Here is a 24,813-nt window from a genome sequence, read left to right as displayed (position 1 = left end):
TTCACAATGCATCGTGGACCTCCCCGTCGAATGGAGAAATCTCTCATGTTCAAGCAGATGAAAATGGAGACCCGGCTGCATGCCGGATTTGGCGCCATCGTAGTGCTGGTGGTGCTGCTGGGTGTGATCGCCTTCGCTAAGCTCAGCTCGCTTCACGAACACTGGACCGAGTTCGAGAGCATCACGCTGGCGCGCAAGAACGCCGTGCTGGAGGGCGTCACCGCCCACGGCCACGCGGTGCGCCATTTCAAGAACTACATCCTGCGCGGCGGCGACAACAATGTGCAGTTCCGCGCCGACCTGGCGGCCATCGACAAGGAGATCGCCAACTACAAGGGCGGCGGCGGCCTCACCGCCGATGAGCAGTCGCTGATGAACGAGGTGCTGGCCGGCACCAAGGCTTACGGCGACAGCATGAGCAAGCTGGAAGCGATGCAGGAGAAGGGCATGACGGCGGTGGAGATGGACAAGGCTATCAAGGGCGCCGACGAGGCCATCTCGACCGCCTTCCGCAAACTCCTCAAGGTCAACGACAGCGAAACCCAGGGCGAATCGGCCGCCATGACGGAAGTGACCGATTCCGCCAAGCGCCTGATCCTGGCGATGGATGTGCTGATCGCGGTGCTCGGTTGCGTGCTGGCGGTGTGGCTGGCGCGCAGCCTGTCGGGCATCGTGCGCGAAGTGCAGCTGGTCGTTTCCAGCCTGGCCGGCGCGTCGGAGGAAGTCAGTTCGACGGCGCAGTCGCTGTCGCAGGCGGCCAGCGAGCAGGCGGCGGGCGTGGAGGAAACCAGCGCGTCCATCGAGCAGATGACGGCGTCGATCGCGCAGAACACCGAGAACGCCAAGGTCACCGACGGCATCGCCACGCAGGCGGCGGTCGACGCCGCGCGCGGCGGCGAAGTGGTCAAGGCCACGGCGGCGGCGATGAAGCAGATCGCCAGCAAGATCGGCATCATCGACGACATCGCCTACCAGACCAATCTGCTGGCGCTGAACGCGGCCATCGAGGCGGCGCGCGCGCATGAACACGGCAAGGGTTTCGCGGTGGTGGCGGCCGAGGTGCGCAAGCTGGCCGAGCGCAGCCAGGTGGCGGCGCAGGAAATCAGCAAGGTGGCGTCGGACAGCGTGGAGCTGGCCGAGCAGGCCGGCCAGATGTTCGATGCGCTGGTGCCCAACATCCGCAAGACGTCGGACCTGGTGCAGGAAATTTCAGCGGCGTCGGAAGAGCAGAGTTCCGGCGTGCGGCAGATTAACAGCGCGGTGATTCAGCTGAGCCAGACCACGCAGGTCAACGCGGCCAGCTCGGAGGAACTGGCGGCCACGTCGGAAGAGATGAGCGCCCAGGCCGAGCAGCTCGGCCAGCTGATGGCGGTGTTCAAGCAGTATGCGGTGGACGATGCGCCGCGCGTGTCGTCATTGCGGCGCGCGGCGGTGCTGAAGCCGGGCGCGCCCCGCAACGCCCGCCCGGCGCGCAAACTCGACCTGGTGGCCGACGGCGCGCCGGACGAGAACAAGTTCACGCGGTTTTAACGTTACGGCTTGACGAACTTCAGCGTCATGCGGTCGCTCTCGCCGATCGCCTTGTACATCTCGCGGTCCGCGTCCTTGTTGGCGTAGGTCGGCGGCAGCGCCCAGACGCCGCCTTTGTGCTCGGCGTTGTCCTTCGGATTGGCGTTGACCTCCGACTTGTCCGCCAGCTTGAAGCCGGCCGCTTCGGCCAGGCCGATCACATACTTCTCGTGCATGTAGCCGGTGCTGGCATCCTTGTCCTGCACCTTGGAGGCCGGCAGTCGATGCTCGACCACGCCGAACACGCCGCCCTTTTTCAAACTGGTGTACACGCTGCCGAACAGCGTTTTCAGGTTGTCCGGACCGGTTTCCATCCAGTTGTGGATGTTGCGGAAGGTGAGCACCATGTCGACGCTGCCGGCCGGCGCGAATTCATACTTGCGCGGCGGCGAGAACACGCCCAGCGCCACCTTGTTGTACACCTCCGGCTTGGCGTTCAGGCGCGCCATGTAGCGCTCCGCGCCTTTGCGTTCGTTGGCGTCGGGCGAGGCCAGGTCGTTGCCGGCGGCGATCAGCTTGCCGTGGTCGCGCAGGTAGGGCGCGAGGATCTCGGTGTACCAGCCGCCGCCCGGCGCCAGTTCCACCACCGTCATGGTCGGCTTGATGCCGAAGAAGTTCAGCGTCTCGTACGGATGGCGATACACGTCGCGTTCGACGTTGGCCGGCGTGCGCGATGGCGCGGCGATGGCGGCCTTCAGCGCGGCGTCTTCGGCGGCGATGGCGCCGGCGGCGCTGAACAGCATGGTGGTGGTGGCCAGGGCGGCAAGTACGGTTCGTTTCATGCAGAGTCTCCTGAGGGTTCGTATGTGTGGACGATGCGCAGCCGCTCGCCCTGCGCGATCATGGTCCAGGGCGGCATGCAGGTCAAGCGAATTGGGATGACGCTCCGCCGCACCGTGACGGAGCGCCGCGCACCGCTGCAGCGCAGCATTTCCAACGCCCTCCGCTAGCGGACACTCGCGGACACTGGCGGACAGTCCGCCGGACACTTATGCGGACACTCCACCATGCCCATCGTCGCAAAAACAGCGGCTTTCAACATGCTTATTCGTGGCACAAAATTTGCCTATCTCGTTCCTTAATCCGGCGCTAATATTGCAAAACCGGCGGAAACGGCGGCGGATATTCAGGTGTAGTGCAAAGCAACGAGCGGTAAAGAAGTAGTTCCAGCTAGAAAAGCAAATAAAAAGCAGAACCCCGGGCGACCGGCCCGCAATCTAATCCTTGCTGTTACGTTTTTGGAGATACGATGGAACGACGTGCATTCCTCAATGTTAGTAGTCTGGCCCTGGGCACGATGCTGCTGCCCGCTTTCGGTCGCGCAATCGCGGCGGAAGAGCTGCTCAAGCCAGTCGCCCTGCAATTCAAGAAAATGCTGGCCGATACCGCGCTGACCGCGGCGACCCAGGCCGGCGCTTCCTACTGCGACGTACGCGTAGGCCGCTACCTGAACCAGTTCATCACCACCCGCGACCTGAACGTCGAGAACGTGGTCAACACGGAATCGGCCGGTGTCGGCGTGCGCGTGATCGCCGGCGGCGCCTACGGCTTTGCCGCCACCAACGACATGACGCCGGACGGCGTGGCCGCGGCCGCGCGCCAGGCCGTCGCCATCGCCAAGGCCAACGCCAAGCTGCAGACCGAACCGGTCATCCTGGCCCCGGTCAAGGGCGTGGGCGAAGTGGCGTGGGCCACGCCCATCGTCAAGGATTGGCGCACCGTCGCCATCAAGGAGAAGGCCGACCTGCTGATCGCCGCCAACAAGGCCGGCATGGAAGGCGGCGCCAGCTTCATGCAGTCGCTGCTGTTCCAGGTGAACCAGCAGAAGTACTTCGCCTCCACCGACGGCTCCTACATCGACCAGGACCTGCACCGCCTGTGGATGCCGGTGTTCGCCACCGCCGTCGACCAGAAGACCAACAAGTTCCGCTCGCGCCAGGGCCTGTCGTCGCCGGTCGGCATGGGCTACGAATACCTGGATGCGCGTCCCGAGCACAAGATCAAGGCGGCCGGCGGCGTGACCACGCTGTACACCCAGTCCTACGACCTGATCGAAGATGCGCGCGCGGCCGGCAAGCAGGCCAAGCAGAAGCTGACCGCCAAGTCGGTCGAGCCGGGCAAGTACGACCTGGTGCTGTCGCCGGAACACCTGTGGCTGACCATCCACGAATCGGTCGGCCACCCGACCGAACTCGATCGCGTGCTGGGCTACGAGGCCAACTACGCCGGCACCAGCTTCGCCACGCTGGACAAATGGCAGTCGAAGAAATTCAAGTACGGTTCGGAGATGGTCAACATCGTCGCCGACAAGACCACTCCGGGCTCGCTGGCCAACGTCGGCTACGACGACGAAGGCGTCAAGTGCAAGCGCTGGGACATCATCAAGGACGGCATCCTGGTCAACTACCAGGCCACCCGCGACCAGGCCCACATCATCGGCGAGAAGGAATCGCACGGCTGCTCGTATGCGGACAACTGGAGCAGCGTGCAGTTCCAGCGCATGCCCAACGTCTCGCTGCAAGCGGGCAAAAAGAAGATGACCCCGGACGAGATGGTCAAGGACGTCAAGAAGGGCATCTACATCGTCGGCGACGGTTCCTTCTCGATCGACCAGCAGCGCTACAACTTCCAGTTCGGCGGCCAGCTGTTCTACGAAATCAAGAACGGCAAGATCGGCGCGATGCTGGAAGACGTGGCCTATCAATCGAATACCCAGGAGTTCTGGAATGCCTGCGCCGGTCTGTGCGACGAGCGCGATTGGCGCATGGGCGGTTCCTTCTTTGACGGCAAAGGCCAGCCTTCGCAGGTGTCGGTGGTGTCGCACGGCGCCAGTACGGCGCGCTTCAACGGCATCAACGTCATCAACACCGCACGCAAAATCGGCTAAGCCCTGGAGACCACGAGATGAAGAATTTGAGTCAAGACGAAGCAAAACGCATCAGCGACAAAGTGCTGTCCTTTTCCAAGGGCGACCAGTGCGAAGTGAACATCACCGGCAGCCGCAAAGGCAATATCCGCTACGCCCGCAATGCCGTGTCGACCGCTGGTTTGATCGAAGACACGCAACTGAGCGTGTCGGTCGCCTTCGGCAAGAAGCAGGGCACGGCCACCATCAACGAGTTTGACGACAAGTCGCTGGAAAAAGTGGTACGCCGTGCGGAAGACCTGGCGCGCCTGGCGCCGGAAAATCCGGAGTTCATGCCGACGCCGACCAAGCAGGAATACAAGGCCAGCCAGACCTTCTTCCAGAAGACCGCCGACATCGATCCTGAATTCCGCGCGCAGGTGGCGGCCTACAGCATCGAGAACAGCAAGAAGAACAAGCTGGTGGCCGCCGGCTTCTTCAGCGACAGCTCGCAGTTCACCACCATCGCCAACTCCAACGGCGTGTTCGGCTACCAGCAGGACACGGGCCTGGACTTCACCGTCACCGTGCGCACGGAAGACGGCCGCGGTTCGGGCTGGGTCAAGCGCAGCGTCGGTGACGTCAGCAAGTTCGACGCGCGCGAAGCGTCCAATGTGGCGATTGAAAAAGCGCTGCGTTCGGTGGAAGCCAAGGCGCTGGAGCCGGGCCGCTACACGGTGATCCTGGAACCGGCGGCGACCTCGGACCTGCTGGCCTTCATGTTCAACGGTTTCGATGCGCGCCAGGCCGACGAAGGCCGCAGCTTCCTGTCGAAAAAAGGCGGCGGCAACCGCATGGGCGAGAAGCTGTTCGACGAGCAGGTCAACGTCTGGGCCGACCCGTGGGACAAGGACGTGGCGGTGCTGCCGTGGGACGGCCAGAACATGCTGGCCCGCGAACGCCAGGACATCATCAAGGGCGGCAAGATCGCCAACCTCGATTACTCGACCTACTGGGCCAAGAAGCAGGGCAAGCGCGCCGTCGGCGCGCCGGGCAACATCATCATGGCCGGCACCAACAAGTCGACCGAGGAGCTGATCGCCAATACCAAGAAGGGCGTGCTGGTCACGCGTACCTGGTACATCCGCATGGTCGATCCGCAGTCGGTGCTGCTGACTGGCTTGACCCGCGACGGTACCTTCTACATCGAGAACGGCAAGATCAAGCATCCGATCAAGAATTTCCGCTTCAACGAAAGCCCGGTGACGATGTTGAACAACATCGAGGAACTGGGCCGGCCGGAGATCCTGTCGGGCGACGAGTCGCAGTTCCAGCTGCTGATACCGGCGATGCGGGTGCGCGACTTTAACTTTACTTCGCTTTCCGACGCGGTTTAAAGCAAGAGCCGTCGTTCCCGCGCAGGCGGGAACCCATGCCGAGCTTCCTGGCCGGCGAAGTATGGATTCCCGCCTGCGCGGGAATGACGGCGGTAAGGCCTGCTGTCAGGAGTCTCAAGTGGAACGACGTTCATTTCTAAAAGTTAGTGCGGCCGCCGGCGGCAGCCTGCTGATACCGGTCTTCGGCAACGCCATCGCGGCCGAAGAACTGCTCAACCCCGTGGCCGTGCAGTTCAAGAAATCGCTGGCCGACGCCGCGATGAATGCCGCCACCAAGGCCGGCGCCAGCTACTGCGACGTGCGTATCGGCCGCTATCTGAACCAGTTCCTCACCACGCGCGACCTGAACGTGGAAAACATCGTCAACACCGAATCGTCCGGCGTCGGCGTGCGCGTGATCGCGGGCGGCGCCTACGGCTTCTGCTCGACCAACGTCATGACGCTGGACTCGGTGGCCGCCGCCGCGCGCCAGGCGGTCGCCATCGCGCGCGCCAACGCCAAGCTGCAAACCGAGCCTGTGGTGCTGGCGCCTGTCAAAGGCGTGGGCGAAGTGGCGTGGGCCACGCCGTTCAAGAAGGATTGGCGCATCGTGCCGATCAAGGAAAAGGCCGAGATGCTGATCGCCGCCAACAAGGCAGGCCTGGACGCGGGCGCCAGCTTCATGTCGTCCAACCTGTTCCAGGTGAACCAGCAGAAGTACTTCGCTTCCACCGACGGCTCCTACATCGACCAGGACATCCATCGCCTGTGGGCGCCGCTGACCGCCACCGCTGTCGACAAGACCAGCAACCGCTTCCGCACGCGCGACGGCCTGTCGTCGCCGGCCAGCATGGGCTATGAATTCTTCGACGCCAGGGAGTCCAACAAGGTCAAGGCCGCCGGCAACGTCACCACGCTGTACAAGGGCGCCTACGATCTGATCGAGGACGCCCGCGCCGCCGGCCGCCAGGCCCGCGAAAAGCTGACCGCGAAAACCGTCGAACCGGGCAAATACGATCTGGTGCTGTCGCCGGAACACCTGTTCCTGACCATCCATGAATCGGTCGGCCACGCCACCGAACTGGATCGCGTGCTGGGCTACGAGGCCAATTACGCCGGCACCAGCTTCGCCACGCTGGACAAGTGGAAGAGCAAAAACTTCAAATACGGTTCGGACATGGTCAACATCGTCGCCGACAAGACCACGCCAGGCTCGCTGGGCTGCGTGGGCTACGACGACGAAGGCGTTGCCTCCAAGCGCTGGGACCTGATCCGCAACGGCATCCTGGTCAACTACCAGGCCACGCGCGACCAGGCGGCCATCATCGGCGAAAAAGAATCGCACGGCTGCTCGTATGCGGACAGCTGGAGCAGCGTGCAGTTCCAGCGCATGCCCAACGTGTCGCTGGAAGCGGGCAAGAAGCCGCTGACGCCGGATGACATGGTCAAGGATGTCAAGAAGGGCATCTACATCCTGGGGCGCGGCTCGTACTCGATCGACCAGCAGCGCTACAACTTCCAGTTCGGCGGCCAGCTGTACTTCGAGATCAAGAACGGCAAGATCACCAACCAGCTGGAGGACGTGGCTTACCAGTCCAACACGCAGGAATTCTGGAACGCCTGCTCGGCGCTGTGCGATGAACGCGACTGGCGCATGGGCGGCTCCTTCTTCGATGGCAAGGGCCAGCCTTCGCAGGTCAGCGCCGTGTCGCATGGTTCTCCGACCACGCGCTTCAACGGCATCAACGTCATCAACACCGCTCGCAAGATAGGATAAACAATGAAGATGCTGAATCAGGAAGAAGCAAAACGCATTTGCGACAGGGTGATGTCGCTGTCCAAGGCCGACGAATGCCGCGTGCAGATCAGCGGCGCCCGCAACGGCAATATCCGCTACGCGCGCAACGCGGTGTCGACCGCTGGCCTGACCGAGAATACGCAGCTGAGCATCAGCGTGGCCTTCGGCAAGCGCCAGGGCACGGCCTCGATCAATGAGTTCGACGACAAGTCGCTGGAAAAAGCCGTGCGCCGCGCCGAAGACGTGGCGCGCCTGGCGCCGGAGAATCCGGAGTTCCAGCCGGCGATCAAGAAGCAGGAATACAAAACCTCGGCCACCTACAGCGAGGCCACGGCCGCCATCGATCCCGAGTACCGCGCCGAAGTGGCGGCCGTCAGCATCAACGCCTGCCGCAAGCAGGGCCTGGTGGCTGCTGGCTTCTTCAGCGACACCACCGGCTTTGAAACGGTGGCCAACTCGAACGGCGTGTTCGGCTACCAGACCTTGAGCAATCTGGGCTTCACCATCACAACCCGCACCGAGGATGGACGCGGCTCCGGCTGGGCCACGCGCTCGGCCAACGATGCGAAGAAGTTCGATGCCCGCGAGGCGTCCGAGATCGCGATCGAGAAGGCGCTGAAATCGGTGGAGGCCAAGGCGCTGGAGCCGGGCCGCTACACGGTGATCCTGGAGCCGGCGGCGACGTCGGAAATCATCGGCCGCATGTTCGGCGCCTTCGATGCGCGCCAGGCCGACGAAGGCCGCAGCTTCCTGTCGAAGAAAGGCGGCGGCAACCGCCTGGGCGAAAAGCTGTTCGACGAGCAGGTCAACGTCTGGGCCGATCCGTGGGACAAGGATGTGCCGGTGCTGGCGTGGGACGGTGCGTCGATGCTGGCGCGCGAGCGCGCGGACGTCATCAAGGGCGGCAAGGTGGCCTCGCTGGACTACACCCGCTACTGGGCCGAGAAGCAGGGCCAGCGCGCCAGCGGCCGTCACGGCAACATGATTATGGCGGGCGGCGGCAAATCGACCGAGGAACTGATCGCGTCGACCAAGAAGGGCGTGCTGGTCACGCGTACCTGGTACATCCGCATGGTCGATCCGCAGTCGCTGCTGCTGACCGGCTTGACGCGCGACGGCACCTTCTACATCGAGAACGGCAAGATCAAGCATCCGATCAAGAACTTCCGCTTCAACGAAAGCCCGGTGTCGATGCTGAACAATATCGATGAACTGGGCAAGCCGGTGGTGATCGGCGGCGACGAGGTGCGCTTCCAGATGCTGATCCCGCCGATGAAGGTGCGCGACTTTAACTTCACCTCCTTGTCGGACGCGGTTTAAAGGCGAGGTTGTGGCCAACTACGATTTTTATTTCACCCGCCTGACTTACGAGTCGGGCGACTGGGATGTCGATATCCGCATGCCGAGCAACGTGCTCAACTCGCTGGTCGAATATACGACCTTGCGGGTCGATCCCGTTGAGCGCATCGTCGCGCTGTCCGATCCGAAGATGCTGGAGGCGCCGTTCTGCTATTTCGCCGGCCACAAGCTGGTGCAGTTCACGCCGGCCGAGCGCAAGAACCTGGAGCGCTACATCAAGGGCGGCGGCTTCCTGTTCGTGGACGACTGCAACCACGATATCGACGGCCTGTTCGCCAAATCGTTCGAGGCCGAAATCGCCCGTATCTTCGGGCCGAAGGCGCTGCACAAGATACCGAATACGCATCCGGTGTATTCGAGCTTCTTCCATTTCGACGGCCCGCCGAACACCAGCGTGGAGCTGAACGGCTGGGGCGACGATCTGGTGCACGACTACCTGAAGGCGGTGGAAGTCGGCGGCCGCGTGCGGCTTTTGTACAGCAACAAGGACTACGGCTGCGAGTGGGACTACGACTTCCGCAACAAGCGGTGGCTGGTGGTCGATAACACCCGCTTCGCGGTCAATATCATTCAATATGCGTTGGGAGCCTGATCTTGGATAGTGCAATCGCCTGGAGCGAAAATGAAATCGGCGCGCTGAGCGCCAAGGTGGCGGCGCTGAAGGCGAGCATGTCCCGTGTAATCATCGGTCAGGAAAACGTGATCGATTCGCTCATCATCTGTTTGCTGGCCGGCGGCCACGCGCTGGTGGAGGGCGTGCCGGGCCTGGGCAAGACGCTGCTGGTGAAGTCGCTGTCGCAGGCGACGGATATGGACTTCCATCGCGTGCAGTTCACGCCGGACCTGATGCCGTCGGATATCGTCGGCACCGAGATCCTGGAAGAAGACCATGCGACGCGCAAGCGCGAGTTCCGCTTCCAGCAAGGGCCGGTGTTCACGCAGGTGCTGCTGGCGGACGAGATCAACCGCGCGCCGCCGAAGACGCAATCGGCGCTGCTGGAGGCGATGCAGGAACGCAGCGTGACCTTCGCCGGCCAGACGCACAAGCTGCCCAAGCCTTTCTTCGTGCTGGCGACGCAGAACCCGATCGAGCAGGCCGGCACTTATCCGCTGCCGGAAGCGCAGCTGGACCGCTTCCTGTTGCGCATTGACGTGGTGTATCCGACCGAGGAAGAGGAGATCGCGATGGTCTCCGCCACCACCCACGCTGGCCTGAAAGATGCGGATCCGGTGATGGACGTTGAGACCTTGCTGCGCCTGCAGCAGCTGGTGCGCGACATCGAGATCGGCGATCATCTGCTGGCCTATGCGACGCGCCTGGTGCGCGCCACGCGCCCTGCGTTGACGACGGTGCCGGCGGTGAAGAAGCATGTGGGCTGGGGCGCGGGGCCGCGTGCGGGGCAGGCGCTGGTGCTGGCCTCCAAGGCGCGTGCGCTGATGCACAACCGTCTTGCCGTCACGCGTGAGGATATCGCCGAGATGCTGTTGCCGGTGCTGGCGCATCGCGTGATCCGCAACTTCGAGGCCGAGGCGGACGGTGTGGCGATTGCCGACATCCTGCTGGCGCTGCGCGAGCACATTCGCCCGGAATAACAGGCCGCGATGCAATCGACCTTTAAACCGTCCGCCGCCACCATGACGGCGATGATGGCGCAGACCAAGGATCTGGAGCTGGTGATCCGTCACGTGCTGGCGGGACTGGGCCACGGCCTGCATGCGGGCCGCGAACGGGGCGCCGGCGTGGAGTTTTCCGAGTACCGGGCTTACGCGCCGGGCGACGAGTGGCGCCGCGTGGACTGGAAACTGCTGGCGCGTGCGGACCGCTACTTCGTCCGCGAGGCGGAGCGCGACAGCCACGTCGCCACCTGGCTGTGGCTGGACGCCAGCGCTTCGATGGCGGAGCCTAGCCGCGAGATCAATGGCGTGGATAAGCTGTGGTTCGCGCGTACCGTACTGGCCTGCGTGGCTGCCATCGCGCAGCGGCAGGGCGATGCGTTCGGGTTGGTGGTATGCAGCGGTGGCAAGGTCGAATTCACGCAGGCCTCGCGCGGGCCGCGCCAGTTGCAGCGCGTGCTGGCGCAGCTGGCCAAGGCCAAGCCGGAAGGCGTTCTGCCAAGCGCGGAGGTGCTGAAGGCGAATCTGCATTTTGCGCGGTCGCCGAGTTTGATTTTTGCGGCCAGCGATTTCCTCGATTGGCCGTCGGCGTTGAGCGAGGCGTTGCTGCGCTTGCGCAGTCTGCGGCACGACGTGCGTCTGCTGACGTTGCGCACGCAGGCGGAGGTGGATGCCAGCTTCCGCGCCGGCGCTGCGTACCGTGATCCCGAGTTGAGCGACGGCCTGCATCGTTTGACCAACGCGGACCGCGACAGCTACAGGCAGCAAAGCCGCGCGCACTTCGATGCGGTGGCGACCAGCTGCCGTCAAAACAATATCGTCCACTACGAGGCGCGTATCGAGCAGCCTTTGGGCGGCGTGCTGCGAAGCTGGTTGCAGCTAGCGGGAGCGCGCGCAAAATGATGATGGGTTGTCGATGCTGAGTTCTTATCCATTCTGGTGGCTTGCGTTGCCGGTGTTGCTGCTGCCGGTGTGGTGGCATCGCCAGAAGCGTCAACGCCTGAAGGCCGAGCCGCTGGCGACGGCGCGCTTCCTGCCGTCGGCCGCGCCGGAGCAGCTGCGCGTGTGGCAGTGGCGGGATCGCCTGCTGTTGCTGGTGCGCTGCCTGATGCTGGTGGCCTTGATCGCCTGGCTGGCCGCGACTATCTTCCCATGGCGCGGCGATACCGTGCTGCTGGATGCAGGTGCGGACAAGGCGTGGGCGGAACAGCAGATCGCCGCCGCCGGCATGGGCACGGCGCAGCGTATCGAGTTGCCGTCGCACGGCTTGCAATGGCTGCGCCAGCACGAGCGCGATTGGCGCCCCAGCGCGCGCTTGCTGATCGTCGCCCGCGCCGACCAGGTAGCGATGCCGGCCCGCGTGCCGCAATTCAGCCATCAGGTCGAAGTACGCACCAAGCTGCCGACCGCCGCCGCAGCAGCGTCGTCCGCCGCAGCGTCGGCGCCGACGCCGGCCGGGCGTCACATCGTGCTGGCGGGGGCGCAGGAGCAGGGCGCAGCATGGCGCTCGCTGTTCGCCGCCTTCGACCGCGCTGGCGATGGCGCCAGCCGCTACACGCTCGCTACCGAGCCAGGCGCCAAGACCGAATTAATCGTCTGGGACTCCACCGCCGCACCGCCCGCCGGCTGGCGCGCCCCGCACTGGTGGCTTACTTCCGCAACCGCTTTCCCCGAACTGGCCAAAGCCTCCACGCTGACCATCAACGGCCTCACGCTGAAATACGCCGACTCCCCGCGCGGCCGCTTGTGGCTTACCGACGCCTGGCCGCCCCGCGACGCCGACACCGCACGCGCCATCTATGAAGCCTGGCAGCAGCTCAACGCCGCTCCCGCACCGGCCTACCCGATGCCATCGCAAACACTGGCCGCCGCCCGCAGCGCGCTGCCCGCCATCACCGACGCCAAGCCCGCCGCCTGGCTCGCGCTAGCCCTGCTCGCGCTGTTTTTACTCGAACGGATACTGACCCATGTACGGCGAAACTAACACCCTGCGCCGCCACCTGTGGACCGCCGTGCTGCGCCGGCGCGTACCGCAATGGCTGGCCGCACTGGCGCCGCTGGTCATCGCCCTGATCCTGCTGCACGCCGCCCGTCCGCTGGTCATCACCGCGATACTGCCATGGGCCATCTGGGTAGCCGCAGACATCTACCGCTGGCGCCGACGTCTCAAGCGCGAGTGGACCTCCTGGCTGGACGCCGCCATCCCCGCACTGGAGGACAGCAGCACCCTGCTGGCCGCCGACGCCACCACACCCATCGCCAGGCTTCAGCAGGACCGCCTGCGCGCCCGCCTGGCCTCCGCGCTGGGCGACGACGACTACCGCCGCATCGCCCGCACCCGCGTGCGTGTCGGCATCCTGCCCGTGCTGCTCAGCCTTGCCGCAGCGGGCGCCGCATGGGGCTACCACGGCAAGCAGATCGCCACCAGCGCACCAGCCGCCGACAGCCAGGCAGCCAAAGCTATCGTCGACGGCGAAATCTACCTGAGCATCAAGCCTCCAGCCTACACCGGCGTCAAGCCATTCGAAACCGCCGCCCGCGACCTGCAAGTACCGCAGTTCTCGGAAGTGCGTTGGTGCGTGCGCAATCCGAGCGGCGCGCAGCCGGTGGTGGAGCTGGGCGACGGCCAGACCCTGCCCGTCACCGAAGCCTGCGCCGCAAAGCGCGTCGAAGAATCGCTGTTCTGGCGCGCACGCGGCAAGAACGGCACGCGCTACAACATCCGCATTACGCCCGACCAGGCACCGCAAGTCACCATCGTCGAGCCGACCGAATTGATACACGTCCTGTCCAAGGACGCCAAGACGGTGCAGATCGCCGTCACCGCCCGCGACGACTACGCCATCGTCCGCGCCAGCCTGCATATGACGCTGGCGCGCGGCAGCGGCGAGAACATCCGCTTCAGCGACCGCGAAGTGCCGTTGCCGCAATCGCCGGATCCCAAAGTCCGCAACTGGAAGAAGCAGTGGACGCTCACGGAACTGGGCATGGAGCCTGGTGACGAGTTGTACTTCTTCGTGCGCGCCACCGATAACTCGCCGGACAATCCGCACACCACGCAATCGCCAACCTACACGCTGCGCCTGCCCGCGCCGGAAGCGGAGAGCCTGGAATCGACCGCCTTGCCGTCACTGGCGAAGCCCGAAAACCTGCGCAGCCAGCGCCAGATCATCATCGACACCGAACAACTGGTGGCCGACATGCAGGCCCACCCCAACATGTCCGCCGCCACGGTGCGCGCGCGCAGCGAAGCCATCGCCTCGGACCAGGCCGCGCTGCGGCTGCGCTATGGCCAGTTCCTCGGCGAGGAATCCAGCCTGTTCGGCGATGAGCATGACCATGAGGGTGAGGAGCACCATGGCGGCAAGGCAGCCTTCGGCAGCGAGATGTCGGTGCTGAAGGAGTTCGGCCACGCGCACGACCAGGAAGACAACGCCACCATCTTCGACCCCAAGACCAAGGCGGTGCTGAAGCGCGCCCTGTCGGCCATGTGGGATGCGGAGAAATCGCTGCGCGCGGTTTCGCCCAAGCCCGCGCTGCCGCCCGAGTACAAGGCACTCGACGCGATCAAGGAATTGCAGGCGGCGGAGCGCATCTACCTGCACCGCACGGCCTTCGTTCCTCCCGCGCTGAAGGAAGAGAAGCGCATGAGCGGCGACATCGTGGGCGTGTTGAGCTACAAGCGCGCGCAGGGTGCGGCGGACAACACGGTACCGGCTGAAGTACGCGAGCTGGTACAGGCGTTGTCGCAGGACGGCGCGCTGCCGGCCCTGTGGAGCAAGGCGGCGCGCGACACCATCGTCGCCCGCATCGTCGACCAGGAACAGAAATTGAGCGCCCAGCGCGCGGTGCAGGATGTGCAGGATGGCTGCGCCGCCTGCCGTGGTGAACTGCGTGCCTGGCTGCGCGGCACGCTGACGGATGCTCCGGTGCTGCTGCAGGCGCGGCCTTCGACGGATACGCCGTTCCGTCAGGCCTGGAGCGGCAAGGAGCAGCAGAAATGATCGACATGGATTTTTCAACCCTCGCCGTACCCGCCACCGCACTGGCTGCCGGCGCGGTCAGCGCCGTGCTGTATGGCCGCAAGCGCAAGTGGATCGATGCCGCATTGATTGTCGCGGCGTCGGCATCGCTGGCCGTCGCGCTGGCCGATATACGTTTGCCGCAGGCGGGCGAGAACATCGTGTCGGTGGCGACCGATGCATCCGGCGGCATCAGCGAAGCAGCGCTGCTGGCGATACCGCGTGCGCAGTCGATCGCCTTGAGCGGCGACGGCCTGCGCGAAGCGGAATGGCGCGATCTTCCAGCGCGCCGCGTGCAATGGAAGCCTGCCGCCGCCGATTTGCTGTGGCTGGACTTCCCACGCTCGATGTCGCTCGGCCGCATCTTCACGCTGACGGTGCGGCGCGGGCAAGCACAACCCGGTTGGCGCCTGCAACTGCTGGCCGAAAACAAACAGGTGCTGGCGGATTCGCAAATCGCCGCGACGGCGACATCGCAACTGAGCGTACAGTGGCTGCCACCGGTGGCGGAGGCCATGGTGTTGCAGGCGCGCTTGCTCGATGGCGCCGGCAAGGTGATCGCGCAAGGCCCGGTACCGTTGCAGGTGAAAGATGCGTTGCCCTTGCAGATACAAGGGCGCTTCGATGCGCCGTCGTTCGATGCCCGCGCACTGAACCAGCTGCTGGCCGACGGCAGCGCGATACTGGACTGGAGCGTCACGCTCGGTAAAGCCGTGGCGCGCAGCGAGACCGCGCGCGCACCGCTGACGGCGCCGAACGCGGTGTTTGTCGATGCCGCGTACGTCGAGCATATGAACCCGTCGGCACGCAGCGCATTGCTGGCGCAGACGCGGCAGGGCGTGCCCTTGGTGGTGCTGGGTTCCAATGCCGCCGATGCGGCGATGTGGCAGCGTGAATTCGGCTTGCGCCTGCGTCCGCAATCTCCGACAACGGAGAAGGAAGATACGCGCCAGTTCACCGTGGCTGGCGCTGTGCTGGCGATGCCGCCGGCGGGCTTGAATCCCGACGATAACGCTGCCGCGCCGTGGTCCGTCGTGGCGCGCGATGGCAAGAAGCTGCCGTGGCTATGGCAGCGCGATTTGCAGCAGGGACGCGTGGTGTGGATAGGCGTGTCGGACTGGCACCGCTACGCAATCAGCTCACCGCAGGCATTGGCCCTGTGGTGGCAGGGTGCGATGGACGCCATCTCGCTGGCCAGCGTGCAGAAGACGGGCTGGCAGATGGCCGATCCGATGCCGCTACCCGGCTTGCGCAGCGAGATCTGCGCGCAGGGCGTGAAGGCTGGAACGGTGTTGGATGTTGCGGACGCCGCGCAGCTTCAGTTGCAGCCGCGTGCGGACAAGGCGGAAGCGGCATGCGCCGCGCTGTGGCCGCAGAAGACCGGATGGATGACCTTCAAGGCTGCCGGCGTCGCGGAGCCGGGCATGGAGTATGTATATGCGCGCGCCGATTGGCCGGCATGGCAGAAGGCGCTGCGCCGCGACGCGACCGCGCACTACGCGGCGCGTGCGGCCAGCGCGGCAGATGCCTCGGGCGGCAATGCCGAAGCCGCGCAGCCGCCAAGCCGTCCACTGCCGGTTGCGCCGTTCATCGTATTGTTCGCGTTGTCTATGCTGGGACTGTGGTGGCGCGAGCAGCGTCGCTGACTTGTCTAGCGCGTCAACCAGCCCGAAACCGCCTTGACGTAGCGCGGCATAATTACATACACCATCAGCCAAACGGTCAGCGCGGACGCGGACAGTTGCACCACAGCCGATGGCAGGCCCCAGCTCCCGGTCAGCGTACGCAAGATGGCAGGAACCACCTGGGTAAGCGGATAGATGGCCGATAGCGTCAAGAGAAACTGTTTATACGGTTTCGCCTGCGGGCCGGTATAGGCAGGCGAGAACCACAAGCCCATGCCTGCCCGCACACGCTCATCGCGCAGCAGCAAGGGCCGCAACGCCTCCACCAATTCGCGGCGCCGTTCCGATCCCACCCAGTCCTGCAGCTGCGCGTGGGTATCGAAATGCACCAGCAAAGTGTAGGTCGCATCGCGGCCTTTCGGCCGCATCACCGCCACCCCTTGAAAGCCTGCGTAACGCTGGCACTCCAGGGTGACGTTGGCGATCCAGACCTCGTACTGCGACCTGGCCGCCGGCGCCACCGCGTGCTGCACCAGCAGCGCGGCCTGGTCTGCCGCGCCCTGGCTCATAGGTTGGTGAAAGCGATGTGCTTGGATTCCAGGAAGTCGTCGATGGATGTCATGCCGTTCAGACGACCTTGGCCCGACTGCTTGTAGCCGCCTTCCTCGAACTCATCGAACACCTGCGCCCAGTCGTTGATCCAGATCGTGCCTGCCTTGATCTTGCGGGCCACGCGCAACGAGCGCTTGGTGTCGCGCGTCCAGATGGCCGCAGCCAGGCCGTACTCGCTGTCGTTGGCCAGCGCCAGGGCTTCCTGCTCGCTGTCGAATACCTGCAGCGTCATCACCGGGCCGAAGGTTTCTTCCTGCACGATAGGCAGCTTGGCGTCGCAGACTTCCAGCAGCGTGGGGCGGTAGAAGGCGCCAGCGGCAAGCGGGCCTTCGCTGACAGGGCCGCCGCGCAGCAGCACCTTGGCGCCGGAAGCGATGGCACGGTTCACCACCGCATCGACGCGCGCCACGTTGGCCTTGTCGATCAGCGGACCCATATCGCTGTCCGCATCGGCCGCAGGGCCAACCCGCACCGCGTCCAGCCGCGCTGCGAGACGTTCGCGCACCTGCGCCGCGATGTCGCGGTGCACCAGCAGGCGCGAGCCGGTCATGCAGAACTGGCCGGCAAACACGGTCAGCGATTTCTCGATCACCGGCAGCACCGCATCCAGATCGGCATCGTCGAACAGCAGGTGCGGCGTCTTGCCACCCAGTTCCAGGCCGAAGCGCTTGAGCTGCTGCGCGCCCACGGCGGATATGGCCTGGCCGGTGCGGGTGGAGCCGGTGAAGCTGATGACCGGCACGTCCGGCGAGGCTACCATCAGCTTGGCGCCTTCCGCGCCGGACTCGGTGAACATATTAATCACGCCGCGCGGCAGCGACGGCGCTTCCGACATGATGCGCGCCACCAGCGCGTTGACCTGCGCCGTCTGGCTCGGCATCTTGATGACGACCGTGGTGCCTGCCGCCAGCGCAGGCGCCAGCGAGCGTACCATCAGGATCACCGGCGAGTTCCACGGCACCATGATGCCGGCCACGCCGACCGGCTCGCGCAGCAGCACGGAGACCGCGTTGGGGCGCGGCGAACCGCTGCGGCCCAATTCGGTACGCGCCAGCGCGCCGGCGAAGCGCAGCTTGGACGGCACCATGTCGACTTCAAAGCCGGCTTCCGGCTTGATCTTGCCGTTTTCCGTCGCCAGCAGTTCGATCAACGTATCGCGATGGCGTTCGAAGGATGCCGCCAGTTCTTCCAGCACGCGGGCGCGCAGAATCGCGTCTTCCGCCCAGTCGCCCTGTTCGAAAGCCTGGCGGGCCGCCGCGATGGCCAGCGCCGCCTCGTGCGCGCCGCCGTCGGCGTAGGTGCCGATCACGCCGCCGGTGGCGGGATTGTACGATTCGCGGATGTCGTCGGAGCTTAGCCATTCGCCATTGATCCAGTGACGGGCCAGCGTGTTGTGTTCAGGTTTGTTCATGATCGTTCTCGGTGAGGTCAGAAGAAACGCGCGGCCGCGTGTTCGGCGATCGCGATGGTGGTGATGTTGGTGGCGACCGACACGGTGTCCGGGAAGATCGAAGCGTCCACCACGCGCAGGCCCGTCACGCCGCGCACGCGGCATTCAAGGTCCAGCACCGTATGCGGATCGCCATCGCGGCCCATCGGCACGGTGGAAGTCGGATGGTGGTAGGTGTCCAGCGTGTCGAGCATGGAGCGTTCGATGGCGCTGTCGTCCTGGGCGTCCGCGCCCGGCGCCAGCTCGCTGTGCACCAGCGCGGACAGCGGGGCGGTCTGGCCCAGCTTGCGCGCCAGCTTCACGCCTTCCAGCAGGCGCGCGCGGTCGCCCGCATCGGCCAGGAAGTTCAGGTCGATGGACGGCGCGGCCAGCGGATCGCGCGTGGTGATGCGGAACTTGCCCACCGATTGCGGCAGCGTCAGCGCCACCGCCAGCACGAAGCCGACTTTGGTCGGGCTGAATTCATGCGGGAACAGGTGGGTGGCGGTGATGTGCAGATCCAGCTCGCCCGGTTTGGCCAGGCTGCTGCGGGTCCACAGCTTGGCGCCGATGGCGGGCGATTGCGCGCCGATGGCTTCCGGTTTGGCGGCGTAGGCGTTGTAGTAGAACGGGTGGTCCTTCAGGCGCTGGCCCACCGGCAGGTTGGCCACCGACGGAATGTCCAACGCCTCCAGCTCTTTCGCGGGACCGACGCCGGAGCGCAGCAGGATGGCCGCGCTGCCGTAAGTGCCGGCGCTCAGCACCACTTGCTTTGCTTTGATGACCTGGCCATCTGCCAGGCGCACGCCGACCGCTTGCGTGCCTTCGAACAGTACGCGGTCGACCGTCACGCCGCCCTGCACGCGCAGGTTGGCGCGGGCGCGCACGCTGTTGCCAAGGTAAGCCATGCCGGTGTTGACGCGCACGCCGTTGACGACGTTCATGCGGTACGGACCAACGCCGTGCGGATCCGCGCCGTCGAAATCGGAAACGGCCGCGTAGCCGGCGGCGAGGGCCGCGTCGGTGAAGGCTTGCTGCATCGGCGTGGTGTCCGCACGCGTCAGCTGGCGCACTGGCAGCGGGCCGCCCTGGCCGTGCAGGTCGGTGGCGCCGCCGTCGCTGTCTTCCAGGCGCTTGAAGGACGGCAGCAGATCGTCGTAGGACCAGCCGGGCAGGTTCCAGTTCTGGAAGTCGCTGGCGCGCGCGCGGATGGCGACGGCGCCGTTGATGCCGGAGCTGCCGCCCAGTACCTTGCCGCGCAGGGCGCCGACCGGATGGCCGATGTAGCCTGGCTCGGTCTTGTAGCCCCATTCGTGATCCTGGTCGCCGCCAAGCCGGTCGCTGCTGCTGATGACTGCGGGGTAGTCCCAGGCCGCGTGGGCCGGGCCGGCTTCAAGCAGCAGCACGCTGCGGTCGGCGCGTTCGCTCAGGCGCGAGGCCAGCACGGCGCCGGCCGAGCCGCCGCCGACCACCAGGATGTCGACGATGTCGTTCAAAACTTTTAGGGAGGAGAGGGAAGTCATGGCTGTGGTGGAGGTCTGTGGTTAGCCGAACAGTTTGGCGGCAGTCTGGGCGACGACTTCGCCCTGGTGGCGGGCGCCGGCCAGGTCGATGGCGCTGGGCTGGCGCGAGCCGTCGTTGCCGGCGATGGTGCCGGCGCCGTACGGCGAGCCGCCGACGATTTCCGCCGACGTGGACTGGCCTGCGTGCGTGTACGGCATGCCGACGATGACCATACCGAAGTGCAGCAGGTTGGTGATGACGGAGAACAGCGTCTGCTCATGGCCGCCGTGCTGAGTGCCGGTGGAGGTGAAGGCCGCGCCGACCTTGCCGGTGAAGGCGCCGCGCGCCCACATGCCGCCGGTCTGGTCGAGGAAGGCCGCCATCTGCGACGCCATGCGGCCGTAGCGCGTCGGCGTGCCGATGATGATGGCGTCGTAGTGTTCCAGCTCGGCGGCCGTGGCCACCGGTGCGATCTGGTCCAGTTTGAAGTGGCCGCGCTGCGCCACTTCGACCGGCACCGTTTCCGGCACGCGCTTGACATCGACGGTGGCGCCGGCCGCGCTGGCGCCTTCGGCGAGGGCGTGCGCCATCTGTTCGAGATGTCCGTAGGACGAGTAGTAGAGTACCAAAACCTTGGCCATGAAAATTCCTGTGTGGGGTTACTGGGAGATGCCGGCCGCTTGCAGGATCACCTGTGCCACTTCGGCCGGGTGCGAGCGGTGCGCGACGTGGCTGGCTTGCAGGCTGGTGGTCTTGGCTTTGATGCGGCTGGCCAGTGCGCGTTGCAGCTCGGGCGGGATCATGCGGTCCTGCTCACTGACGATGTAGTACGACGGCTTGGTGGTCCATGCCGCGGTGCTGATGCGGTCCTCGAAAGCCTTGGCCCGGATCGCGCCCTGGGTGGCGGCCATCACTTTGGTGACGTCGGCCGGCAGGTCTTGTGCGAAGGCGGTGCTCATGCCCTTGGCGCTCAGCGACAGGTAGTTGTGCGCGTCCTTGACGAATTCGCGCTGGCCCTGCGATGGCGGGTAGTCCTTGCCCAATTCGCCGGTGCTTTGGCCGCTGCCCGGCGCGAACGCGGCGACATACACCAGCGCCGCTACTTTGGCGTGGGTGCCCGCTTCGGTGATGACGCTGCCGCCCCACGAGTGGCCGACCAGGATCACTTTGCCCGGCGCTGCGTCGATGGAGCGGCGGGTTGCGGCGGCGTCGCCGGCCAGTGAATCGAGGCTGTTCTGTACCGCCTGTACGTGCAGGCCTTTGGCTTGCAGTAGCGGGATCACTTGCGCCCAGTCGGAGCCGTCGGCGAAAGCGCCGTGCACCAGCACGACCGAAGTAGGTGCAGCGGTGGTCTGGGCTTGCGCGCCCAGTGCGGAAGTGGCCAGTACGGCCGTGGCGATTGCTTTACGCAGCATGTTTGTTCTCCTGATGTGATGGTGGTTGTGGTGGGTAGTGCTTCGGTAACTGCTTAACGTCTGCGGCTTGCGGCCAGGCGGTAGACCGCGCTGCGCACCGGGACCATGGGATCGTCGGACAGCATCAGTCCATCGATCAATCGGCCCGGATCTAGCGCCAGATCGCGCGCGGCCTGGATCTGGTCATCGGCCAGCGCCGTGATTCGCAATTCACCGAGGTCGATCTCGGCGCGCGCATCCGGTCCGCTGTGCGGCCAGGCGATGGAGCCGTCGGCGCTGTCGTCGCCGGGGCCGGCCAGCTGGAACTTCAGCCGCATGGAGACTGGCCCTTGCGCCAGCCGCGCCGCCAGTTCGTCGGCCAGATAACCGTCGGCCTGCGCCGGCACTTCGTCGTCCGGCACGAAGGCCTGTGTCAGCGTTGGATCGATGCGGTAGCGGCCCATGCTCAGCGCGCCGTCGGCGGCGGCCAGCAGGAAGGCGTTGACGCCGAAGTAGGGCAGCGAAGCGTAGCTGCGCGGCGCAGGCTTGGGCGTTTCCAGGTAGTGGCGCGCACTGTCGTGGGCCGCGAGGAAGCGCTCCAGCGGCGCGGCATCGGGTGCGGATTCGAAGACCGAGGCCGCAATCGCCTGCAGGAATTCGAGGAATAGCTGCGGCGAGCCCACCGGGAAGCCGTCGAAGGAGTGGGCCACGATGTCCGTCTCCGCGCCGTCCGCCAGATGGAAGCGGATGCCCAGGCCGCGCGGGCTGGCCATGGGATCGCCGTCCGGCGTCTGCGGCACGCCGCTGAAATTACTGAACCTCAGCGTGACCGGCACCGTTTGCCCCTGCAGGTGCGCCGCGCGGCTCAAGCGCCCTGCGGCGGCCGTGGCGGTGAAGAAGCCGCTCGCCACGATGCCCTTCGCATGCGTGGCGCGCTGGCCGGGGTGGCGGCCGAAGGTGGCCTGCAGCGCCGCCAGCAGGCCTTCCAGCAAGGCGTCGCCGCTTGCGTGTTGGTCGCTCATGGCGCTGCCTCAGGATGCCTTGAAGGTCTGGTCCTGGCGGTCCACCCAGGGCTGGAACTTCTCGGCCGGCCAGTTCGGATCGACGTGGGAGATGCGGTCCGCGCATTTCCAGACGCCGCCGCGTTTTTCGAACTTGTCGAAGTAGGTGCCGGTCGACAGGAAGCCTTCGCCGCCTTCGCGCCAGGTGACGACCCAGTTCCATTCGACGGTGGCGGCGTCGCCCGCGCCCTGGATCACGAAGGTGCCCAGCGAGTGGCGCATGCGCTGCATCGGGAACACGCTGTGGGCATAGTCGTAGAGCTGCTTCATGCCGGCCGGGCCGTCGAACACGTTCTGGCGGATGTCGTTCACGGTGAAGCGCGCTTCCGGCCAGTACAGCGACGCGTACAGCTCGGCGGAGGCGCGGCTGGCGTCGTTGTCGATGTAGCGCTGGTGCAGATGGAGCTGTTCGAAGATTTCGAAGCGGTCGATGGTCGACAGTGGGGCGGTCATGGTGAAGCTCCTTGCGTTGGGTGGTAGGGAAAAGCGAGCTCATTCTAGATTTGTATAGACAACCGCCGGTAGTCCGTGGAAACTGTCAGCACCTTCCCGTCCGTGGGACAGTGCAACCCCAGGCTGCGTGCTATAGTCCCGCCCGTTTTTTTGATAACTCTTCTTAACAACTTCCCCCGCTTATGCTTGACCTGAACGACCTGCAGTACTTTGTGATGGTGATCGACCACGGCGGGTTCAACCCCACGGCGCGGGCGCTGGGCATCCCAAAGTCCAGCCTGAGTCGCCGTATCGCCTTGCTGGAAGAGCGGCTGGGCGTGCGCCTGATCGTGCGCAACACGCGCAGCTTCAAGGCGACCGAGGTGGGCCAGAACTACTACACGCATTGCCGCGCCATGCTGTCCGCCGCCACCGCCGCCGAGGAGTCGGTGGCGATGAGCAGCAACGAGCCGGCCGGCCTGCTGCGGCTGACCTGCCCGATCGCCTTGCTGGAGGAGTGCGTGGGCCTGATGATTACGCAGTTCATGCTGCAGTACCCGCGCGTGGATGTGCAGCTGGAGGCCAGCAACCGCAGCGTGGATGTGGTGGCGGAAGGCGTGGACATTGCGCTGCGGGTGCGCGTGCCGCCGTTCGAGGATTCGGATTTGATTTCACGCGAGCTGTCGCAGCGCGTGCAGCGGCTGGTGGCCAGCCCGGACCTGTTGCAGCGCCTGGGTGCGCCGACAACGCCGGAAGATCTGGCGCGCTTCCCCAGCGCGCACCATGGCAAGGTGCAGCGCGACTACAGCTGGACGCTGCATCACCAGAGCGGCGCAAGCAGCACGGTGCGGCATCGTCCGCGCCTGGCGGTCAACGATATGCGTATGCTGCGCCTGGCCGCGCTGCGCGGGCTCGGCATCGTGCAGCTGCCGAGCGCGCAGGTGCATGACGACCTGGCGCAGCGGCAGCTGATCGAGGTCTTGCCCGGCTGGGCGCCGAAGACCGAAGTGATCTACGCGGTGATGCCGACCCGGCGCGGCATGCTGCCCGCCACGCGCTTGCTGGTGGATTTTTTAGCCGAGCGTTTCATGCTGCTTGACGATCCGTTCCGCGGCCCGACCGGCGGCGCGGCTTGCCAGATCGGCCCTGCGTCACCGCAGCCCTAGCGCCCAGCGGGCGATGCGCTCCGCGACCGCCGGATCGCTGGTGGTGTCGAGCGCCATCGACTGCATCGGCGGCATGTAGGGCGGCGTGACTTTGTAGAAGTGGTTCAGCTCCGGGAAGCGGGCCAGTTCCGTCGGCAGATTGCGCCGTCCCTCTTGGAGACGGGCCGCGTGCGCGGGCGGCACCGAGCCATCGCGTCCACCCTGCACGATCAGCACCGGCTGGCGCACGCGCGCCAGTTCGGCCACAGGGTCGAAGCGATCGGTGCTGCGCAGATAGGCCAGGCTGAATGGGGGCATGGCCGCCAGCATCGCCGTTTGCGGATTGGCCTGCGCGCCCGCAGGTAAAGGCTCGCCGGCGCGGATGGCGGCGATGGCGCGGTCGAACATCGTCATATCGGGGCTGGCGCCCGGCGGCGCCATCGCGCTCACCTGGTCGCGCAGCAGGCTGAGGATGGGCAGCGCTGGGCCGGACAGCATCACCACGCCGTCGATGGCCGCCGCATCGGGGCTGCCGGCCAGCAGGGAGGCCACCAGCGCGCCTTCGCTGTGTCCCGCCACGATGAGGGGACGGGCCGGAGCGGCCTTGTGCAGCAAGGCCAGGCCGGCGGCCGCTGCTTCGGTGCGGGTCGTGAAGTCGGCGTGGCGGGCGGCGGCTTGTGCGTTCACGGTGCGCGAGCCGGTGCCCGGGCCGATCTTCGCCATGCGCAGCACGGCGAAACCGCGCTCGCCCAACTGCGCGGCCAGGTCCGCATACAGGTGAGGCTTGAGTTGCATGGCCGGGTAGTTGCCGTCCACGTCGCTGAAGAGTGAGCCCGGCAGCAAAAGCACCGCGCCCCGCGCAGGCCCTGACGGGAAAGTGAGGCGGCAGGCGATCTCCACGCCGGCGACGGTGACGATGTCGTCCTGTTCGCGCAGCGGGGCAGCGCCGGCTGCCGGCGCGATGATCGATAGGCCGAGTGCACCGGCCGCCGTGGCGGCCTTGGCTATCTGTTGAAGCTTACGCATGAT

The 24,813-nt window shown here is 65.7% G+C and carries 21 protein-coding genes; 12 read left to right on the top strand and 9 right to left on the bottom strand.

Annotated elements, in window-relative coordinates; genetic code table 11:
* The first annotated feature begins 45 nt into the window (after positions 1-45).
* The gene (locus GEV02_RS28215; RefSeq protein ID WP_152841206.1) at positions 46-1,530 is read left to right on the top strand and encodes a methyl-accepting chemotaxis protein; all 1,485 of its coding nucleotides are present in this window, start codon (positions 46-48) and stop codon (positions 1,528-1,530) included.
* Between the two features lie 2 nt (positions 1,531-1,532).
* Here the strand turns inward: GEV02_RS28215 and GEV02_RS28210 are convergent, their stop codons facing one another.
* Positions 1,533-2,351, bottom strand: coding sequence for a class I SAM-dependent methyltransferase (locus GEV02_RS28210; protein ID WP_152841205.1), 819 nt, complete (start codon positions 2,349-2,351; stop codon positions 1,533-1,535).
* Between the two features lie 467 nt (positions 2,352-2,818).
* On the opposite strand from GEV02_RS28210, the gene GEV02_RS28205 reads away from it, so the two are divergent.
* From GEV02_RS28205 to GEV02_RS28160, 10 genes are all read left to right on the top strand, one after another.
* Positions 2,819-4,456: a TldD/PmbA family protein gene (locus tag GEV02_RS28205; RefSeq protein ID WP_152841204.1), complete on the top strand. Its 1,638-nt coding sequence runs from the start codon at positions 2,819-2,821 to the stop codon at positions 4,454-4,456.
* A gap of 17 nt (positions 4,457-4,473) precedes the next feature.
* The gene (locus GEV02_RS28200) at positions 4,474-5,811 is read left to right on the top strand and encodes a TldD/PmbA family protein (RefSeq protein WP_152841203.1); all 1,338 of its coding nucleotides are present in this window, start codon (positions 4,474-4,476) and stop codon (positions 5,809-5,811) included.
* 118 nt (positions 5,812-5,929) lie between these two features.
* Positions 5,930-7,567 (top strand): TldD/PmbA family protein, encoded by a 1,638-nt coding sequence (locus tag GEV02_RS28195; protein WP_328595938.1) that lies wholly within the window; start codon positions 5,930-5,932, stop codon positions 7,565-7,567.
* A gap of 3 nt (positions 7,568-7,570) precedes the next feature.
* The gene (locus GEV02_RS28190; RefSeq protein WP_152841201.1) at positions 7,571-8,908 is read left to right on the top strand and encodes a TldD/PmbA family protein; all 1,338 of its coding nucleotides are present in this window, start codon (positions 7,571-7,573) and stop codon (positions 8,906-8,908) included.
* A 10-nt stretch (positions 8,909-8,918) separates the two neighbouring features.
* On the top strand, positions 8,919-9,539 hold the full coding sequence (locus tag GEV02_RS28185) for a DUF4159 domain-containing protein (protein WP_008444191.1): 621 nt from the start codon (positions 8,919-8,921) through the stop codon (positions 9,537-9,539).
* A 2-nt stretch (positions 9,540-9,541) separates the two neighbouring features.
* On the top strand, positions 9,542-10,540 hold the full coding sequence (locus GEV02_RS28180) for an AAA family ATPase (RefSeq protein ID WP_152807873.1): 999 nt from the start codon (positions 9,542-9,544) through the stop codon (positions 10,538-10,540).
* A gap of 9 nt (positions 10,541-10,549) precedes the next feature.
* A complete protein-coding gene (locus GEV02_RS28175) occupies positions 10,550-11,464 on the top strand; it encodes a DUF58 domain-containing protein (RefSeq protein WP_152841200.1) in 915 nt (304 codons plus the stop codon).
* A gap of 13 nt (positions 11,465-11,477) precedes the next feature.
* On the top strand, positions 11,478-12,545 hold the full coding sequence (locus GEV02_RS28170) for a BatA domain-containing protein (protein ID WP_152841199.1): 1,068 nt from the start codon (positions 11,478-11,480) through the stop codon (positions 12,543-12,545).
* Complete coding sequence (locus GEV02_RS28165) at positions 12,529-14,565, top strand: DUF4175 family protein (protein ID WP_152841198.1); 2,037 nt, start codon at positions 12,529-12,531, stop codon at positions 14,563-14,565. Before GEV02_RS28170 ends, GEV02_RS28165 begins: the two co-directional genes overlap by 17 nt.
* Positions 14,566-14,570: 5 nt before the next feature.
* The gene (locus tag GEV02_RS28160; protein WP_235922996.1) at positions 14,571-16,229 is read left to right on the top strand and encodes a hypothetical protein; all 1,659 of its coding nucleotides are present in this window, start codon (positions 14,571-14,573) and stop codon (positions 16,227-16,229) included.
* Between the two features lie 5 nt (positions 16,230-16,234).
* On the opposite strand, the gene GEV02_RS28155 is transcribed toward GEV02_RS28160, so the two are convergent.
* The 7 genes from GEV02_RS28155 to GEV02_RS28125 are packed head-to-tail and all read right to left on the bottom strand — an operon-like array spanning position 16,235 to position 22,660.
* Positions 16,235-16,777, bottom strand: a complete 543-nt coding sequence (locus GEV02_RS28155; protein WP_152841196.1) for a hypothetical protein — start codon at positions 16,775-16,777, stop codon at positions 16,235-16,237.
* Entirely contained in the window at positions 16,774-18,231 is a 1,458-nt protein-coding gene (locus tag GEV02_RS28150; protein WP_152841195.1) for an aldehyde dehydrogenase family protein, read from the bottom strand. The genes GEV02_RS28155 and GEV02_RS28150 overlap by 4 nt, the downstream gene beginning before the upstream one ends.
* Positions 18,232-18,248: 17 nt before the next feature.
* Positions 18,249-19,772: a GMC family oxidoreductase gene (locus GEV02_RS28145; protein ID WP_152841194.1), complete on the bottom strand. Its 1,524-nt coding sequence runs from the start codon at positions 19,770-19,772 to the stop codon at positions 18,249-18,251.
* Positions 19,773-19,793: 21 nt separating this feature from the next.
* Positions 19,794-20,393 (bottom strand): NAD(P)H:quinone oxidoreductase, encoded by a 600-nt coding sequence (wrbA, locus tag GEV02_RS28140; protein ID WP_152841193.1) that lies wholly within the window; start codon positions 20,391-20,393, stop codon positions 19,794-19,796.
* A gap of 18 nt (positions 20,394-20,411) precedes the next feature.
* Entirely contained in the window at positions 20,412-21,167 is a 756-nt protein-coding gene (locus GEV02_RS28135) for an alpha/beta fold hydrolase (protein ID WP_152841192.1), read from the bottom strand.
* 53 nt (positions 21,168-21,220) lie between these two features.
* On the bottom strand, positions 21,221-22,168 hold the full coding sequence (locus tag GEV02_RS28130) for a catalase family peroxidase (protein ID WP_152841191.1): 948 nt from the start codon (positions 22,166-22,168) through the stop codon (positions 21,221-21,223).
* 9 nt (positions 22,169-22,177) lie between these two features.
* Positions 22,178-22,660, bottom strand: a complete 483-nt coding sequence (locus GEV02_RS28125) for a nuclear transport factor 2 family protein (protein WP_152841190.1) — start codon at positions 22,658-22,660, stop codon at positions 22,178-22,180.
* Between the two features lie 182 nt (positions 22,661-22,842).
* On the opposite strand from GEV02_RS28125, the gene GEV02_RS28120 reads away from it, so the two are divergent.
* The gene (locus GEV02_RS28120) at positions 22,843-23,805 is read left to right on the top strand and encodes a LysR substrate-binding domain-containing protein (RefSeq protein WP_152841189.1); all 963 of its coding nucleotides are present in this window, start codon (positions 22,843-22,845) and stop codon (positions 23,803-23,805) included.
* Here the strand turns inward: GEV02_RS28120 and GEV02_RS28115 are convergent.
* A complete protein-coding gene (locus GEV02_RS28115; protein WP_152841188.1) occupies positions 23,791-24,810 on the bottom strand; it encodes an alpha/beta hydrolase in 1,020 nt (339 codons plus the stop codon). The genes GEV02_RS28120 and GEV02_RS28115 overlap by 15 nt on opposite strands.
* Positions 24,811-24,813 lie beyond the last annotated feature (3 nt).

Origin of the sequence: Rugamonas aquatica, from assembly GCF_009380215.1 — a bacterium.
GTDB lineage: Bacteria > Pseudomonadota > Gammaproteobacteria > Burkholderiales > Burkholderiaceae_D > Rugamonas > Rugamonas aquatica_B.
The sequence above is the reverse complement of the archived record's forward strand: the minus strand, read 5'-3'. Positions and strand labels throughout refer to the sequence as shown.

Bases quoted from the DNA above. Each gene is read 5' to 3' on its own strand.
- GEV02_RS28215 (WP_152841206.1), top strand. From the start codon at position 46: ATGTTCAAGCAGATGAAAATGGAGACCCGGCTGCATGCCGGATTTGGC.
- GEV02_RS28210 (WP_152841205.1), bottom strand. From the start codon at position 2,351: ATGAAACGAACCGTACTTGCCGCCCTGGCCACCACCACCATGCTGTTC.
- GEV02_RS28205 (WP_152841204.1), top strand. From the start codon at position 2,819: ATGGAACGACGTGCATTCCTCAATGTTAGTAGTCTGGCCCTGGGCACG.
- GEV02_RS28200 (WP_152841203.1), top strand. From the start codon at position 4,474: ATGAAGAATTTGAGTCAAGACGAAGCAAAACGCATCAGCGACAAAGTG.
- GEV02_RS28190 (WP_152841201.1), top strand. From the start codon at position 7,571: ATGAAGATGCTGAATCAGGAAGAAGCAAAACGCATTTGCGACAGGGTG.
- GEV02_RS28175 (WP_152841200.1), top strand. From the start codon at position 10,550: ATGCAATCGACCTTTAAACCGTCCGCCGCCACCATGACGGCGATGATG.
- GEV02_RS28170 (WP_152841199.1), top strand. From the start codon at position 11,478: ATGCTGAGTTCTTATCCATTCTGGTGGCTTGCGTTGCCGGTGTTGCTG.
- GEV02_RS28165 (WP_152841198.1), top strand. From the start codon at position 12,529: ATGTACGGCGAAACTAACACCCTGCGCCGCCACCTGTGGACCGCCGTG.
- GEV02_RS28160 (WP_235922996.1), top strand. From the start codon at position 14,571: ATGGATTTTTCAACCCTCGCCGTACCCGCCACCGCACTGGCTGCCGGC.
- GEV02_RS28155 (WP_152841196.1), bottom strand. From the start codon at position 16,777: ATGAGCCAGGGCGCGGCAGACCAGGCCGCGCTGCTGGTGCAGCACGCG.
- GEV02_RS28150 (WP_152841195.1), bottom strand. From the start codon at position 18,231: ATGAACAAACCTGAACACAACACGCTGGCCCGTCACTGGATCAATGGC.
- GEV02_RS28145 (WP_152841194.1), bottom strand. From the start codon at position 19,772: ATGACTTCCCTCTCCTCCCTAAAAGTTTTGAACGACATCGTCGACATC.
- wrbA (WP_152841193.1), bottom strand. From the start codon at position 20,393: ATGGCCAAGGTTTTGGTACTCTACTACTCGTCCTACGGACATCTCGAA.
- GEV02_RS28135 (WP_152841192.1), bottom strand. From the start codon at position 21,167: ATGCTGCGTAAAGCAATCGCCACGGCCGTACTGGCCACTTCCGCACTG.
- GEV02_RS28130 (WP_152841191.1), bottom strand. From the start codon at position 22,168: ATGAGCGACCAACACGCAAGCGGCGACGCCTTGCTGGAAGGCCTGCTG.
- GEV02_RS28125 (WP_152841190.1), bottom strand. From the start codon at position 22,660: ATGACCGCCCCACTGTCGACCATCGACCGCTTCGAAATCTTCGAACAG.
- GEV02_RS28120 (WP_152841189.1), top strand. From the start codon at position 22,843: ATGCTTGACCTGAACGACCTGCAGTACTTTGTGATGGTGATCGACCAC.
- GEV02_RS28115 (WP_152841188.1), bottom strand. From the start codon at position 24,810: ATGCGTAAGCTTCAACAGATAGCCAAGGCCGCCACGGCGGCCGGTGCA.